13 protein-coding genes are annotated in these 15,197 nt (G+C 55.8%); all 13 read left to right on the forward strand.

Annotation, left to right across the window (positions count from 1 at the left end):
- The first annotated feature begins 1 nt into the window (after position 1).
- The 13 genes from murD to ATHL_RS09735 all read left to right on the forward strand — a co-directional run bounded on the left by murD (position 2) and on the right by ATHL_RS09735 (position 14,993).
- Positions 2-1,387 carry a UDP-N-acetylmuramoyl-L-alanine--D-glutamate ligase gene (murD, locus tag ATHL_RS09675; protein ID WP_062192798.1) on the forward strand — a complete coding sequence of 462 codons (1,386 nt, stop codon included), beginning with the start codon at positions 2-4 and terminating at the stop codon, positions 1,385-1,387.
- The gene (locus tag ATHL_RS09680; RefSeq protein WP_062192801.1) at positions 1,366-2,607 is read left to right on the forward strand and encodes an FtsW/RodA/SpoVE family cell cycle protein; all 1,242 of its coding nucleotides are present in this window, start codon (positions 1,366-1,368) and stop codon (positions 2,605-2,607) included. Before murD ends, ATHL_RS09680 begins: the two co-directional genes overlap by 22 nt.
- Positions 2,531-3,646 carry an undecaprenyldiphospho-muramoylpentapeptide beta-N-acetylglucosaminyltransferase gene (gene murG, locus ATHL_RS09685; RefSeq protein ID WP_162787664.1) on the forward strand — a complete coding sequence of 372 codons (1,116 nt, stop codon included), beginning with the start codon at positions 2,531-2,533 and terminating at the stop codon, positions 3,644-3,646. The genes ATHL_RS09680 and murG overlap by 77 nt, the downstream gene beginning before the upstream one ends.
- The gene (locus tag ATHL_RS09690; protein WP_062192806.1) at positions 3,643-4,179 is read left to right on the forward strand and encodes a CvpA family protein; all 537 of its coding nucleotides are present in this window, start codon (positions 3,643-3,645) and stop codon (positions 4,177-4,179) included. The genes murG and ATHL_RS09690 overlap by 4 nt, the downstream gene beginning before the upstream one ends.
- Before the next feature lie 23 nt (positions 4,180-4,202).
- Positions 4,203-5,597, forward strand: coding sequence for a UDP-N-acetylmuramate--L-alanine ligase (murC, locus tag ATHL_RS09695; RefSeq protein WP_062192808.1), 1,395 nt, complete (start codon positions 4,203-4,205; stop codon positions 5,595-5,597).
- A complete protein-coding gene (locus ATHL_RS09700) occupies positions 5,590-5,784 on the forward strand; it encodes a hypothetical protein (RefSeq protein ID WP_062192811.1) in 195 nt (64 codons plus the stop codon). Before murC ends, ATHL_RS09700 begins: the two co-directional genes overlap by 8 nt.
- Positions 5,785-5,796: 12 nt before the next feature.
- Positions 5,797-6,750: a UDP-N-acetylmuramate dehydrogenase gene (gene murB, locus ATHL_RS09705; RefSeq protein WP_084001332.1), complete on the forward strand. Its 954-nt coding sequence runs from the start codon at positions 5,797-5,799 to the stop codon at positions 6,748-6,750.
- An 11-nt stretch (positions 6,751-6,761) separates the two neighbouring features.
- Complete coding sequence (locus tag ATHL_RS09710) at positions 6,762-7,868, forward strand: D-alanine--D-alanine ligase family protein (protein ID WP_062192816.1); 1,107 nt, start codon at positions 6,762-6,764, stop codon at positions 7,866-7,868.
- Positions 7,865-8,935, forward strand: a complete 1,071-nt coding sequence (locus ATHL_RS09715) for a cell division protein FtsQ/DivIB (protein ID WP_062192819.1) — start codon at positions 7,865-7,867, stop codon at positions 8,933-8,935. Before ATHL_RS09710 ends, ATHL_RS09715 begins: the two co-directional genes overlap by 4 nt.
- Before the next feature lie 4 nt (positions 8,936-8,939).
- Positions 8,940-10,175 carry a cell division protein FtsA gene (ftsA, locus tag ATHL_RS09720; protein WP_062192822.1) on the forward strand — a complete coding sequence of 412 codons (1,236 nt, stop codon included), beginning with the start codon at positions 8,940-8,942 and terminating at the stop codon, positions 10,173-10,175.
- Between the two features lie 66 nt (positions 10,176-10,241).
- Entirely contained in the window at positions 10,242-11,399 is a 1,158-nt protein-coding gene (ftsZ, locus tag ATHL_RS09725; protein ID WP_062192824.1) for a cell division protein FtsZ, read from the forward strand.
- Positions 11,400-11,947: 548 nt separating this feature from the next.
- Complete coding sequence (gene nrdR / locus ATHL_RS09730) at positions 11,948-12,430, forward strand: transcriptional regulator NrdR (protein ID WP_062192827.1); 483 nt, start codon at positions 11,948-11,950, stop codon at positions 12,428-12,430.
- A complete protein-coding gene (locus ATHL_RS09735; protein WP_062192831.1) occupies positions 12,408-14,993 on the forward strand; it encodes an adenosylcobalamin-dependent ribonucleoside-diphosphate reductase in 2,586 nt (861 codons plus the stop codon). The genes nrdR and ATHL_RS09735 overlap by 23 nt, the downstream gene beginning before the upstream one ends.
- Positions 14,994-15,197: the final 204 nt, after the last annotated feature.

Raw genomic sequence — 15,197 nt, forward strand, 5'->3', positions numbered from 1 at the left:
GATGATGAGAAACTGGTCGAACCAACGAGTACTCATTCTCGGCGCAGCCCGCCAGGGCCTTTCTATGGCGCGTTTTCTCGCAACGCACCATGCGCATGTCATCCTCAACGACCAGCGCCCGGCCGAAGCCCTTGAGAAAGAACGCCAGTTACTTTCGCCATGGCCGATCCGTTGGGTCACCGGCGGGCACCCGTTGGAACTCCTGGATGAGGTGGATTGGGTCTGCATCTCCGGGGGTGTGCCACTGACTCTTCCCCTGGTTGTAGAAGCGAAAAAGCGTGGTCTTCCGTTGACGAACGATTCGCAAATTTTCATGGAAGAGGTACCCTGCCCGGTAATCGGCATCACCGGCTCAGCCGGAAAAACCACCACCACCACCCTCGTTGGACGCATGGCACAGGCGGCTCTTCAGCCCCCCCGCCGTGCCTGGGTTGGCGGCAACATCGGCACCCCCCTCATTGACCGCGTAACCGAAATTCAACCCCACGACCTGGTAGTGCTGGAGCTTTCCAGCTTCCAGCTGGAGCTCATGACCCGTTCACCTCAGGTTGCTGCAGTGTTAAATATCACCCCTAACCATCTCGATCGCCACCAAACCATGGAAGCCTATACCGCCGCCAAGGCGAACATCCTCCATTTCCAATCCAAAGAAGATGTGGCCATACTCAACCGTGAGGACGCCGGGGCCTGGGGACTTCATACACACATTAAGGGACGGCTGATCACTTTCGGTATCCGGCCTCCATCGGCAGGTATGGCAGGAACCTTTATTCGAGAGGACACTTTTTATGCCACTGACGGGTACCGGGAGAGACCACTCTTTCCTGTTACCGTCAATCAATTGCGCGGGGAGCATAACCTGCTCAATGCGCTGGCCGCCTGTGCCATCGGGCTGGCAGCGGAATTTCCCGATGGAGCTCTTCGCGCCGGGATCGAAGGTTTTCGGGGCGTAGCACACCGACTGGAACTGGTGCGCGAGTGGAAAGGGGTGCGCTGGTATAACGATTCCATTGCCACCGCGCCAGAACGCACACTGGCGGCCCTGCGGTCATTCCACGAACCAGTGGTATTAATGCTGGGTGGGCGCGACAAAGCCCTTCCATGGGATGATCTGGCCAGGATGATCCACGAACGTGTTGACCATGTGATCGTGTTTGGTGAAGCCGCAGAGAAAATTCGCCGGGCCATTGGGCCTCTGAAGGAAGGCACCCGGCCTTACAGCCTCCAGGTATGTAGCGGCGTCGAAGACGCCGTCAGAGCGGCAGCACAGGTGGCTTCGCCCGGTAGCGTGGTGCTGTTTTCGCCGGGTGGTACCAGTTTCGACGAGTTTAAAGATTTCGAAGAACGCGGGGAGCGGTTCAGACAATGGGTGAAAGCACTTTCGTAAACCAGTCGAACTTGCGCGGAGCCTCTTCACAGCTTCGTAATGTACGCCAGGGCATCGATTTCGTCCTGCTCGGGGTAGCCGTCGCTTTAACGCTCTTCGGTCTGCTGATGGTATACTCCGCAGGCCCAAAGTTCGCCGTCTTCGCAGAAAAACCCCCCGACTACTTTCTTATTCGACAACTCCTCTGGGCCGGGGTCGGGATGGTTGCCGTTGGTATCACTGCTTTCTTTGATTACCATTTTTACCGGAAGTTAAGTGTTTGGATGATGCTGGCGACCATTGGTTCATTATTCGTCGTGATGCTCCTCGGTGAAAGCACCCTTGGATCTACCCGTTCCATCCTCGGAAGTTCGGTGCGCCCCTCCGAGCTGGCCAAACTGGTCACGATTATTTATGTGTCGGTCTGGCTCAATTCAAAACGAGAGGTATTGAACAGCATCTCTCTTGGTTTGCTGCCCCTTGGTCTCATTCTGGGGATCACCGCCATTCTGATTCTGGCGCAACCAGATCTTTCGGCTGCCATTACGATCATGATCATCGGTGGCCTGCTTTTCTTCCTGGCAGGGGGGGCCTGGCGGCAGATCGTTCTGGTGGTTGCGGTGGCTGTGCTGGTGGGCTGGCTGGTGATAAATATCTATCCTACCGGCCGCACCCGCGTGACCGATTATATGGCCGGGTTGCAAAACCCGTTGAATGCCTCCTACCACGTCCGACGGTCTTTGGAAGCTATCATCAATGGCGGGGTCTTTGGAGTGGGGATTGGGCACTCCAGTACCAAGTTCACCGGTCTGCCAGTGGCTCACACCGACTCTATCTTCGCCATCGTAACCGAAGAGACCGGATTGTTGGGCAGTGGGTTGTTGTTGATAGCCTATCTGGTGATCCTCTGGCGCGGCCTGAGTATTGCCCGCAAGGCCCCAGACCTTCTGGGGCAACTCCTGGCCGCCGGGATCAGCATCTGGATCACGCTGGAGGCTTTTATCAATATGGCCGTTATGGTCAATCTCTTACCTCATGCGGGCAATGCGTTGCCATTTATCAGTTACGGCGGCTCCAGCCTGGTGGTTACGCTGGCCGGGGTGGGAATCTTGCTCAACATTGGACGACTCTCTGAGAAAAGTAATACCCAAGGAGGAAATACCTTTGCTTCGGTTGTTGATTTGCGCTGGCGGAACGGGTGGCGGCGTGTATCCCGCCCTGGCCGTTCTCCGCGCTCTTGAGAAGGATGTAGAAGCGGTGCTCTGGGTAGGCAGCGAGGGTGGTATGGAAGCAGACCTCGTTCAACGCGCTGGAGTACCCTTCACTGCCGTGCCTGCTGCCGGAGTGCACGGAGTGGGTTTGCGCGCCCTGCCCGGTAATCTCCTTCGCCTGTCACGGGGTGTGATTGCCTCTCGCCGCATTCTCCATCAATTCCGCCCTCAGGTGCTTCTCTTCACAGGCGGGTATGTAGCCGTCCCCATGGCATTGGCCGCCGCTCGGAGGGTTCCAAGCCTCCTGTTTGTTCCAGACATTGAACCTGGCCTGGCGTTAAAAACCCTTGCCCGTTTCGCCCATACCATCGCCCTGGTTGCGTCACCTTCCCGGGCTTACTTCTCCAAAACGAAGGCCCACCTCCAGGTAACCGGATACCCCACTCGCCCTGACCTGATCGGATGGAATCGTGAACAGGGCCGAAACCACCTGGGGCTCTCACTCGATTCAAAGGTGCTCCTGGTTGCCGGGGGAAGTAAGGGTGCTCTCTCAATCAACCGGGCTGTATGGAACACACTCCCCCGCCTGCTCCAGCTCGCCGAAGTTGTTCACCTTACTGGCCAGGCTCACTGGGAAGAGACCCGCCAGGTCATGGCTCAGCTACCCGAGGACCTGGTCTCACGATATCACCCCCTCCCCTATCTTCATGAAATGGGCGCTGCCCTCACTGCCGCCGATCTGGTTATTTCCAGAGCAGGCGCCTCAACCCTTGGTGAATACCCCCTGTTTGGTCTACCGGCCATCCTTGTTCCCTATCCTTTTGCCTGGCGGTATCAAAAAGTCAATGCCGACTATCTTGTCAACCAGGGCGCTGCAGTGATGGTTAAGGATCAGGCTCTGCCAGAGCAGTTGCTGCCCCGAGTCGCTGAACTCTTCAAGGACGATGTCCGGCTGCAACAGATGCGCGATCGGATGTCTGCACTGGCCAGGCCCCGGGCAGCCGATGAAATTGCCGAACTGGTGAAGCAAATGGTTCGGCATCGTTCAACCACCGGAGACGTCCCATGATCGGTCTCAATGCCCTTTTCTGGATGTTCGTCATTTTGTTTGGCCTGATCGGCGCCATGCGTGGTTGGGCGAAAGAAATTCTCGTTACCTTCAGCGGTATTCTTGCTTTGTTCATCCTGAGCGTTATCGAGACCTATGTGCCGTTTGTTAGCCAGAACCTGCGGCAGAATCCTGAAACTCTCTTCTGGTTGCGGATTATTCTCCTCACCGGGCTGGTTTTCTTTGGCTACCAGTCACCCAACTTACAGCGGTTGGCTTCTACCAACCGCTTCGCCCGCGAGAAGCTCCAGGATTATTTACTGGGTTTCATCCTTGGCATGGTGAATGCTTATATCTTTATTGGAACACTGTGGTGGTTTATGAACGATGCCGGTTACCCGTGGAAATTCATTATCCCGCCCGATCCGAATACCCCTGCTGGAGTGGCAGCATTAGATCTTCTCAAACGTATGCCCCCGGTCTGGCTTAAACCACCCACGGTGTTTTTTGCAGTAGCCCTGGCTTTTGCATTTGTCATCGTGGTATTTCTATGAAGGGAGCGTAACCAGAGAGCAATATGGAGAGGGTTCATTTCATTGGTATCGGCGGTACCGGACTCAGCGCCATCGCCCGCGTCCTTGCGGAGCAAGGTGTGAGTGTCTCGGGTTCTGACCGTGCCCTTTCCCCACTTGCACAGGAGCTCATCGCATCTGGCATTCCGGTAGCCCTGGGACATGCCGCTGAGAATGTCACTGGCGCAGACCTGGTTATTCGCTCCTCAGCCATTCCAGACGATAACCCCGAAGTCCTTGCTGCCCGAGCCAGAGGCATTCCCGTGCTCAAACGTGCCGATTTTCTCCCCCGCCTTCTCAAAGACAAACGCGTTCTGGCTGTGGCCGGCACACACGGGAAAACCACCACCGCCGCCATGCTCGCCTGGGTGCTCACAGCCCTGGGATATGATCCCTCATTCATTGTAGGGAGCGTGGTTCACAACCTGGGGAAAAACGCTCATGCCGGAAAAAGCGACTGGTTTGTCATCGAAGCTGATGAATACGACCGTATGTTCCTCGGTATCAATCCCTGGGTGGCGGTTGTAACATACATGGAACACGATCACCCGGATTGCTTCCCCACTTTTGAAGCGTATCGCGAAGCGTTTGAGCAATTTGTCGGCCAAATTCGCCAGGGGGGAGCACTCCTGGTCTGCGGCGACCGCCCCGAAACCTTTGAACTGGCATTTTCTGCTCCAGAACAGGTCCAGGCGTACAGTTACGCGTTACACACCCCCGCCCATTACCGCATCGCCGATGCTTCTCCCAATGCACAGGGCGGGTTTAGCGGCACGATTCTCTTTCGCGGTAGCGTCCTTGCCAGGCTCGACCTGCAAATTCCCGGTGAACATAACCTGGCCAATGCCCTTGCCGCATTCGCAACCACCCATTTTCTGGGAATGAACCCTGAAGAAGCCGCTAAAGCACTGCATGATTTCTCTGGCAGTGACCGGAGGTTTCAAGTCCTGGGCGAAGAGAAGGGTATTCTGGTGATCAACGATTACGCCCACCATCCCACTGAAATTCGTTCCACCCTTGCTGCGGCCCGGGCTCGCTACCCCCGGCGGCGCATCTGGGCCGTGTGGCAGCCCCATACCTACTCTCGTACCCGCGCGCTCTTTAACGAGTTCTGCCGCGCCTTCTCCGACGCAGACCGTGTGATTGTTACCGAGGTTTATGCCGCCCGCGAGGCTCAGGAAGATTTCTCAGCCAGTCAGGTGGTAAGCCAGATGCTTCATTCCGGGGCAATCTTTCTCCCCACCCTCGATAAAGTTACCGAATACCTTTTCCAAGAGCTTCAGCCCGGCGATGTACTTATGGTGCTCTCCGCCGGAGATGCTGACCGTGTCTGTGCCGAGGTTTTACACCATTACCAGAATGGTTCGGCTTTTGTTTCAGGAGAAAAAACGCATGACTAACCCTAAGAACCTCGAACGAACCTACCAGAGCCAGCTTCAGGCATTGCCGGTGCAGCTGGTCCCTCCCGACCCCAGGCCAGCCCAACCGATGGTAAACCAAAACACGCCAGCCCGGGCCGTGGAACACCCCCCGGAAAACCAGCGCGAGTTGTTAAGCCGGATTATTTCGAAGATTCAGAGCATTTAACCCGATTGGATCATGATGAACCAGGTACCGCCTCGATACCTCTCCAGACTTCGTGACGCCTTTGGCGAGAAATTACAGGAAAATGTAGTCCTTGCCAACTACACAACCGCGCGTGTAGGCGGGCCAGCGGCCGCCTTGCTGCCGGTGCATACCACCGCGGAGCTGGAACTGGCTGTACGTATGCTGTGGGAAATGGAAATTCCCTTTTTCATTCTCGGCAGCGGCTCAAACGTCCTGGTGAGTGACGAAGGCTACCCTGGTGTGGTGGTGATTAACCGTGCCCGGAATGTCAAAATTGATCTGCACCATGAACCCCCAACCCTCTGGGCTGAGTCAGGCGCAAACCTGGGCGCAGTTGCCCGGCAGGCCGCCCTGCGCGGACTCAGTGGACTGGAATGGGCTTCCACCATCCCCGGCACAGTGGGAGGAGCCGTGGTTGGCAATGCCGGAGCTCACGGGGGCGATATGGCGGGGAATCTTTTACTGGCAGAAATCTTGCACCCACACGGGAAAGAGGTCTGGCCGGTCGAACGCATGGCCTATGGCTACCGCAGCAGTGCTCTGAAATCAGCCACCGGGAAAGCAGTTATCCTCTCCGCCACACTGAAATTAAGCCATGGAGACCCGGTTGAGATTCAGGCCCGCATGGATGAATTTTCCAGACGACGGCGCAGTACCCAGCCCCCGGGAGCAAGCATGGGGTCGATGTTTAAGAACCCTCCCGGAGACTATGCCGGGCGATTAATTGAAGCGGCGGGATTGAAAGGATATCGAAGCGGAGATGCTGAAATCAGCCCGGTGCACGCGAATTTCTTTATCAACCATGGCCACGCTACCGCCGCACAGATCGGAGAATTAATTACTACGGCTTATCGGAAAGTAAAAGAACAGTTTGGAATTGCTCTGGAGCTGGAAGTAATCTTGGTCGGGCACTGGCCGGCCCTGACAGGCCAGGAACAACATTGATGGAGACAACGATGCAAAAGAAACTGCGAGTGGGAGTAATCTTCGGTGGACGTTCTGGAGAACACGACGTCTCTCTCATGTCATCCCATTCTGTCCTGAAAGTACTCGATCCGGAAAAATATGAGGTCTTTCAGGTCGGGATTACCCGTCAGGGAGCATGGGTGACTGGAGAGGATGTATGGTCGGCTTTAAAATCAGGCCAAACGGAGCACCTCACCCCCGCAGTCTTGATTCCCCAGCCAGGACAGGCTGTCCTCTATGCCCTTAAACAACAAACCTTAGAAGCTGTCACCGAACTGGATGTTATCTTCCCCGTTTTACACGGTACTTTTGGTGAAGATGGTACCCTCCAGGGGTTACTTGAAATGGCCGATGTTGCTTATGTGGGGGCCGGGGTGCTTGGCTCTGCTGTGGGGATGGATAAAGCGCTTTTTAAAGATGTGATGCGCGCCAATAACCTGCCAGTGGTCGATTCGATCCTGGTGCTTCGACGGGACATTGAGGAGAACATTCAGGACGTCATCACCCGCGTTGAAGCCATGGGATATCCCCTGTTCACCAAACCTGCCAATCTGGGATCGTCGGTCGGGATCACTCGTTGCAGAGGACGGGCTGACCTCCACGAAGGGTTACTGGAGGCCGCCCGGTTCGATCGGCGCGTGATTGTTGAGCGTGGGGTCAACCACGCACGTGAAATTGAGGTTGCCGTCCTTGGGAACGACACACCGGTCGCCTCTGTCCCGGGAGAAATTCGCCCGGGCGATGAGTTTTACAGTTATGAAGCCAAATACCTGATGGAGACCTCTGAATTGCTCATCCCGGCCCCTCTTCCTGAAGAGACCACCTCTCATGTGCAAGAACTGGCCGTGCGTGCGTACCAGGCCATTGACTGTGCTGGTCTGGCTCGCGTAGATTTCCTCATGGACGGGCAAACCGGAGAAATTTGGATCAGTGAGATTAATACCATCCCTGGTTTCACGCAAATCAGTATGTATCCCAAGTTATGGGAAGCCAGCGGCCTTCCTTACGGTACGCTGGTCGATCGGCTGATCGCCCTTGCTCTTGAACGGAAAGCCGAACGTGACCGCACAGAGCGGGTGTTCAGGAGGGGATCATGACGCGCAATACCAACACAACCACCAGTCGTGCTGAAGAACTACGGCGGCGGCGTCTCGAACAGGAGCAAAAGCGCATTCCCGCCACACCGGGCGTTTCTGGACGAACCCGCAGAGCAACCGCGACCACCCCATTACCCTCTCGCCCGGTGGTGGTTCGAAATACCACTTTCGGCACACCCATTCACCGCCAGGTGGCCACATCCAATCCACGGCGCACGTACTACGTTGCCCTGAACACAACCGGGGCAGAGCTTCGGCTTCCAGCAATGCCAGTCTTTCATCCCGGATGGAGATTGCTTTCAGCAGCCATTGCCATCCTGGCAGGCATTGGCTTTCTTTCTCTGGCCTTCTCGCCTTTCTTCCGCCTGGGAGCCGTCAACATCGTGGGATTAGAGCGCCTGGCGCCTACCGAAATTCAGGCAGTGACCCATCTCGAAAATCTGTCCATTATTGAAGTCAACCCTGGCGAAGTCAGAGAAGCGATCAGCTCGCACTTCCCCGGGCTGGAAATGGTCGAGGTGAAAGTTGCCCTGCCTGCTACGGTTACCATCCAGCTCAAAGAACGCCAGCCCATCCTGGCCTGGCGTCAGGGCGATAAGGTGCAATGGATCGATGCCAGTGGCGTGGTCTTTCCTGCCTCTGGATCTATAGACGGCCTGGTAACGATCAGTTCCCCGGAGCCTCCTCCTGTGAACCTTCCCCAGGCTGAGAATCAACCTGGAGCTGAAGATGCAACAGCTGAAACCAGGCAAACCAACGGCAGTGGAACGCTTGCCAAACCCGTGGCTGTTGGCCCGGCACGGCTCGATCCATCCATCCTCGAAACTGCCCAGAGACTGGCCGCGCACCTTCCGGCTGGCACTCCCCTCGTTTACCTTCCCTCAGAAGGACTCGGCTGGGAGGCTCCCTCCGGCTGTGACATTTTCATCGGCAGTGATCTTTCGCGCTTCGAAGTGAAACTGGCCGCGGTTCAGGCCATTGAAGCCGAGCTCAACAAACAGGGGATTGTTGCCGAGTTAATCAACGCCCGCAACCTGGACGCACCTTATTATCGAGCGGAGAAATAAACGTATGGCGGATGAAACGATTGTGGTTGGAATTGACATCGGTACCACCAAGGTTTGTACCCTGGTAGCCCGTGTAGAGGGGGGGAACAACCTGCGCATCCTGGGCGTGGGCATTGAACCATCTCAGGGCATCCGCAAAGGCACCATCGTGGATCTCCAGGCGGCTTCACAGGCCATCGCCCGCTCCATTGAGAAAGCCGAACGCACCTCAGGGATGGAAATCACCTCGGCACTCGTCAGCCTGGCCGGTTCGCATGTATCATCGGTCAATAGCCGGGGCGTGGTGGGCATCTCCGGGCGGGTCATCGATCAGGAAGATGTCTTTCGCGCACTGGATGCCGCTCAGGCCGTGGCCATCCCGCACAACCGGGAAATTATCCACGTCATCCAGCGCAATTTCGTGGTAGACGGTCAGGATGGCATACACATGCCCATTGGCATGCATGGATACCGGCTGGAAGTGGAAGCCCACATCATTACCGCTTCAGCCTCCACCATCGAAAACCTGCGTCAGTGCGTCCAGGCTTCCGGTGTTGAAGTAGTACAGTTTGTCCTCAACCCCCTTGCCTCTGCTGAAGTGGTTCTCTCTGATACAGAGCGCCAGATGGGAGTTGTGGTGTGCGATATTGGTGGAGGCACAACCGATATGGCCATTTACATTGATGGCGATATCTGGCACACCATGGTGCTCGGGATCGGGGGAAATCATATCACCTCAGATATTGCCCACGGTCTGCGCCTCTCCATTTCTCAGGCCGAAGAGGTGAAAAAACAGTACGGTCACGCCATCCAGAGGGAAGTGGGAGAAAACGAGACCTTTTCCACCCGCATATTTGGAGAAGACCACCCGGTGGAGGTTCGCCGCCGTGATCTGGCCATGATCATCGAAGCCCGCGTTGAAGAAATTTTCGATCTGATTTTACAGGAAATCAAACGCTCCGGGTACGATGGTCTTCTACCAGCCGGGATGGTCTTAACCGGCGGGAGCAGCCAGTTGTCTGGCATTCGCACTCTGGCAAGTGAAGTCCTGGGCTTACCGGTTCGGGTTGCCCGCCCGGAAAACCTGGTGGGGCTGACCGACCAGCTTCATTCGCCAGCCTATTCAACCAGCGTGGGCCTGCTCAACTGGGCCATGATGATGAGCGAAGCCGCCCCTTCGGTGGGGCATCGCCCGCGCAAGAAAGGAGGTTCCGTTTGGGGAGATCAATTCATCAACTTCCTGAAGCGGCTTTTACCGTAATTCGACCAAAGGACGATCTAAAGGAAAATCGGTTTCTATTGTAAAATTACCGAGGAGGCACATACCATGGACATGAATCAACCACTACCCGAATCATTCGCCCGCATCAAAGTCATCGGGGTCGGCGGAGGTGGCTGCAATGCTGTCAACCGCATGATCGAAGAAGGCTTGCAGGGCATAGAGTTCATCACGGTCAACACCGACGGACAGGCGTTGCAGCTCTCGAAAGCTCAAACGCGTGTACGCATCGGAGAAAAGGTCACCCGCGGCCTTGGCGCTGGAGGTAACCCCGAAATGGGGCGCAAAGCCGCCGAGGAATCCGCCGAAGAGCTGTACGAAGTGCTCAAGGGCAGCGACATGGTGTTCGTCACAGCTGGCATGGGTGGAGGCACAGGCACCGGAGCGGCTCCCATTGTGGCACAGATCGCGAAGGAAGTCGGCGCTTTAACCATCGGGGTGGTCACCCGCCCCTTCACCTTTGAAGGGGCTCGCCGCGCCAAAGCCAGCGAAGAGGGCATCATGCGCCTGAAAGAACACGCCGACACACTGATCGTCATCCCCAACGATCGGTTGCTCCAAATGGTGGATAAACGCGCCAGTCTTCAGGACGCCTTCCGCCTGGCAGATGACGTTCTGCGCCAGGGCATTCAGGGCATCTCCGAACTCATCACCGTTCCCGGCTTAATTAATCTGGACTTCGCCGATGTGCGCTCTATTATGTCCGAAGGCGGCGCTGCCCTCATGGCCGTAGGCCATGCCTCCGGGGAAGAGCGCGCCCGGGTTGCGGCAGAAATGGCCATTTCCAGCCACCTGCTCGATATCACCATCGATGGAGCCCGCGGTATCCTCTTCAACGTCACCGGCGGTCCCGATCTCACCCTCTTCGAGGTCAACCAGGCCGCGGCCATCATTAAGGAGACGGCACATCCCGATGTTAACCTGATCTTCGGCGCAGTGATCGATCCAAAGATCGGAGATGAGATTCGCATTACAGTAATCGCCACGGGTTTTGATAGTAGCGGGGTCCGGCCAGCTGACCGGCCGATCAAGCTCGAGGATATGCAGACCCCGCAGCGTCTCCGCTCGAACACCGGAACTCCACAGCCAGCCGAACGTCCTTCGGCTACCACTCCCCCTGCCAATCAGGCCCAATCTGATTTCCAGCGAGTGGTCAATACCGACGACTTCGATATTCCGGCCTTCCTGCGGAACCGCAAGCGGTAACGCAGCTCATTGAGCGGTAGGGGGCCGCCGGGAACAGGTTCTGTCCGTGGTACCCTTCTCCCTTCCGGGGAAAATCAACGGGTAAAGTGCCTTACCCGTCTTTCCCATTTAACTGTAACTAGCCACCCCCTGAGTTATTGTCAGGGGGTGGCTTTTCTCTGGCCGGGTGTTTCATCCCGCCAGATTGAATGGCTCAGCCCAGTCGGTTGATTTTTCTTTAAGCCATTCTTTTCTTCTGGCGCCAACCTCTTTCAGGCATCCCTACATCTGGGAAATTCCACCCCGGCTGCGTATTTTTCCCTTTATATACCCGGCCTTTTTGGGTTCTCTATGGACTCATTTCAGCTCAGTCCGCCCCTCTGAAGCCACAGGAAATCTCAACCAAATATTAAGGTTAAGAATGCACAAAACCGCTTGAACCGATCGATCTTTTGTGCTAGAATAACTTCACGTCGTATATATACGGCTTCTCGCAAATACTACCGCCAGATATGGGGGTAGTGGTTTTTTCTCTCGACCCAAAACCGCTATACACCAGGAGGAAATAAATGCGGTGTCCTTACTGCCAGGGTGAAGATTCGAAAGTGCTGGATACCTCGCATGATAACCGCGGTATCGTTCGCCGCCGTCGCGAATGTACTACCTGTCATCAACGTTTCACCACCGTAGAACGCCCTCTGCTGGCGACCCCATTGATCATAAAAAAAGACGGTTCGCGTGAGGAATTCGACCGGGAAAAGCTGCTACGCGGCATTCGTATTGCCTGTGCTAAACGTCCCGTGCCAGCCTCAGCTATTGAGCGCCTGGTTGGAGAGATCGAATCGTCACTTCAACGCATGGGGCGCGCTGAGGTCAGTTCACGTGTCATCGGCGATATGGTCATCAATGGGCTGAAAGAGCTGGATCACATCGCGTACATCCGTTATGGGATTGTTTATTTACAGCTGGATGATCTCCGCGCCATCCGCAACGAGATCGACCGATTACTCAAAGATGAGGAGACAAGCAATGGAAACAAGCGAACAATCTGATCTATTACGTAGTGGCCTGATTCCCATCCCCCCTCTCCCGCCCGATCTTCCAGCGGTTGAGCTAACCGAAAATGCCCGACAGGTACTTATCCGACGGTATGTCCGCCGTAATGACGACGGTTCGCTGGCCGAAACCGTGGAAGAAATGTTCTGGCGGGTCGCTTATAACATTGCCCGCATTGAAGAAACCTGGGGCAACCCCGATATTCTTGAACGCGCTCGCGCCTTTTATCTTCTGCTCACCAGCAAAAAATTCTTTCCCAATTCTCCCACCTTCACCGGTGCCGGCACACCCCTCGGCCAGCTGGCAGCCTGCTTTGTTTTACCCATCGTTGATGACATGGGCCGTGACCCGGCAGGCATTTTTCAAACCCTGCGTGATGCTGCCCTCATCCAGCAAACGGGTGGAGGCAATGGGTTCTCATTCTCTCGCCTGCGCCCCAAAGGCTCAGTCGTTAAAACTTCTTCGGGCCAGGCAACCGGCCCGGTGGGCTTTTTAAGGGTCTACGATCATGCATTCGGAGAAATCGCCCAGGGTGGCACGCGTCGCGGAGCCAACATGGGAGTTTTACGGGTTGACCATCCAGATATTGAAGAATTTATCACCTGCAAGACCGATGAAAATGCCATCACCAACTTTAACATTTCAGTTGGAATCACCGATGCTTTTATGCGGGCTGTACGAGATGACACCGAATGGGAATTGCGTTTCCCTGACGTGACCGATCCAAGATACCGTACTTTCAGAGGCACACTGGAACAGGCCGAAGCCGCCGGATTGCCCATCCGCACATACCGGAAAGTACGCGCCCGCGATTTATTTAATAAAATTGTACGCCAGGCTCATCATAACGGTGAACCGGGCGTTCTTTTCCTCGATGCTGCTAACCGTTCCAACCCTGTTCCCCACCTTTACCCGCTGGAGGCGACGAACCCGTGCGGAGAACAATGGCTTGGCCCGTATGAAAACTGCTGCCTTGGCTCCATTAACCTGGCCCAGCACCTCGGCAAGAACGGCAGTGTGGACTGGGAAACCCTGCGGCAATCGGTCGTTCTGGCTACCATCTTCCTCGATGACGTGGTGGAGGCCAACGCTTATGTGCCTGCTGTTCCTCAATTGAAAGAAGCCGCTCACCGTGCCCGGCGCATCGGGCTGGGTATTATGGGGCTGGCCGATTTGATGTACCACTGCGGAATCCGCTATGGTTCTCTGGAAGGCCAGGAATTTGGCGCTCAGGTGATGGAGTTCGTGCGCTACCATTCCATGAAAACTTCTATCGAACTGGCCCAGCAACGGGGAGCCTTCCCTGCCATCCGCGGCTCCATTTATGACCCCGATCATCTCATTTGGACCCCTCCACAATCCATTGTTCCCTACACTCATGACTACGGCCGTCCATCAGTGGACTGGGAGTCGATCGTGCAGGGCATTCGTACATACGGCATTCGTAACGCTGCCCAGACCACCATCGCCCCTACCGGCACCATTGCCACCGTGGCCGGTTGCGAAGGGTACGGGTGCGAACCAGTTTTTGCCCTGGCGTATATCCGCCATGTCAACGACAACGGAAAAGACCTGCAATTACTCTACGCCTCTCCAGCCTTTGAGGAGGCCATTCAAAAAGCCGGCATTGACCCTGAAACCCGCGAAGAAATTCTCGAACAAATTATGACCGAAGGAACCTGCCAGCACGTCACGGCGCTCCCGGCTCACATCCGCGAAGTTTTTGTCGTCTCCAGCGACATCACTGCGGAAGAACATGTGCGCATGCAGGCCGCACTTCAGGCTTTCGTCGATAACAGCCTCTCAAAAACAATTAACTTCCCCCCTGAAGCCACCGAAGAAGATGTGGCCACCGCCTACATGCTGGCCTGGGAACTGGGCTGCAAGGGCATTACGGTATATGTTACTGGCTCACGCGAAAAGGTCGTGCTGGAAACACGCGCAACAGCCAGTAAAAAACAGGAAAAAGAATCCCCTGCTCCCCAGCAGCTGCCGATCTGGCATGAGAGTAAAAAACCCCGCCCCCAAATTTTACCGGGATACACCCTCCATGTAGACACCCCGCTTGGAAAAACCTTTGTGACAGTCAATGAAAACGGAGGGGGGCAACCTTTCGAGGTCTTCCTCAATTCGGCCAAAGCTGGTTCCGATATTGCCGCCGTCACCGAGGCCATTGGCAGGCTGATCAGTTACATACTGCGGATGGCTTCTCCAGTAGAACCGGTGGAACGCCTGCGTGAGGTGGTGCGCCAGCTCAGCGGCATTGGCGGCGGGCGCTCCCTCGGATTTGGCCCTAACCGCGTTCGTTCTTTGCCGGACGGCATTGCCCAGGCACTGGAAAAATATCTGGACTTATGGAAAGAACGGCGCGAGGCAGGCGCTACCCATCCACCCATGGCCCATGGCAATGGAAGCGAACACCACCCCGGCCAGACACCCGCCGCGCAACCCCCTTTGCTCACCCCGCTGGGAGATCTTTGCCCGGAATGTGGGCAGGCCTCGGTGGTCAACGAAGAGGGATGCCGAAAATGTTATTCCTGTGGCTATAGCGAGTGTTGATCCGGCTTCGATAAGCTGACCGTCCTGTATCCCTCAAAAACTGCCAGCACTCAAGGAATTGGGGTTGCTGGCAGTTTTATGTGGCTAACACGATTCTCACTTTTCTATCTGAAGAATTTTTTATGCCTTTCCAGGCACCGCGTCCGGTTGGTTAACTCTATGAGGTAACTCATGGCTTCTTCTTATTGAAACCATTTTGTAAGT

The organism is Anaerolinea thermolimosa, from assembly GCF_001050195.2.
Lineage (GTDB): Bacteria > Chloroflexota > Anaerolineae > Anaerolineales > Anaerolineaceae > Anaerolinea > Anaerolinea thermolimosa.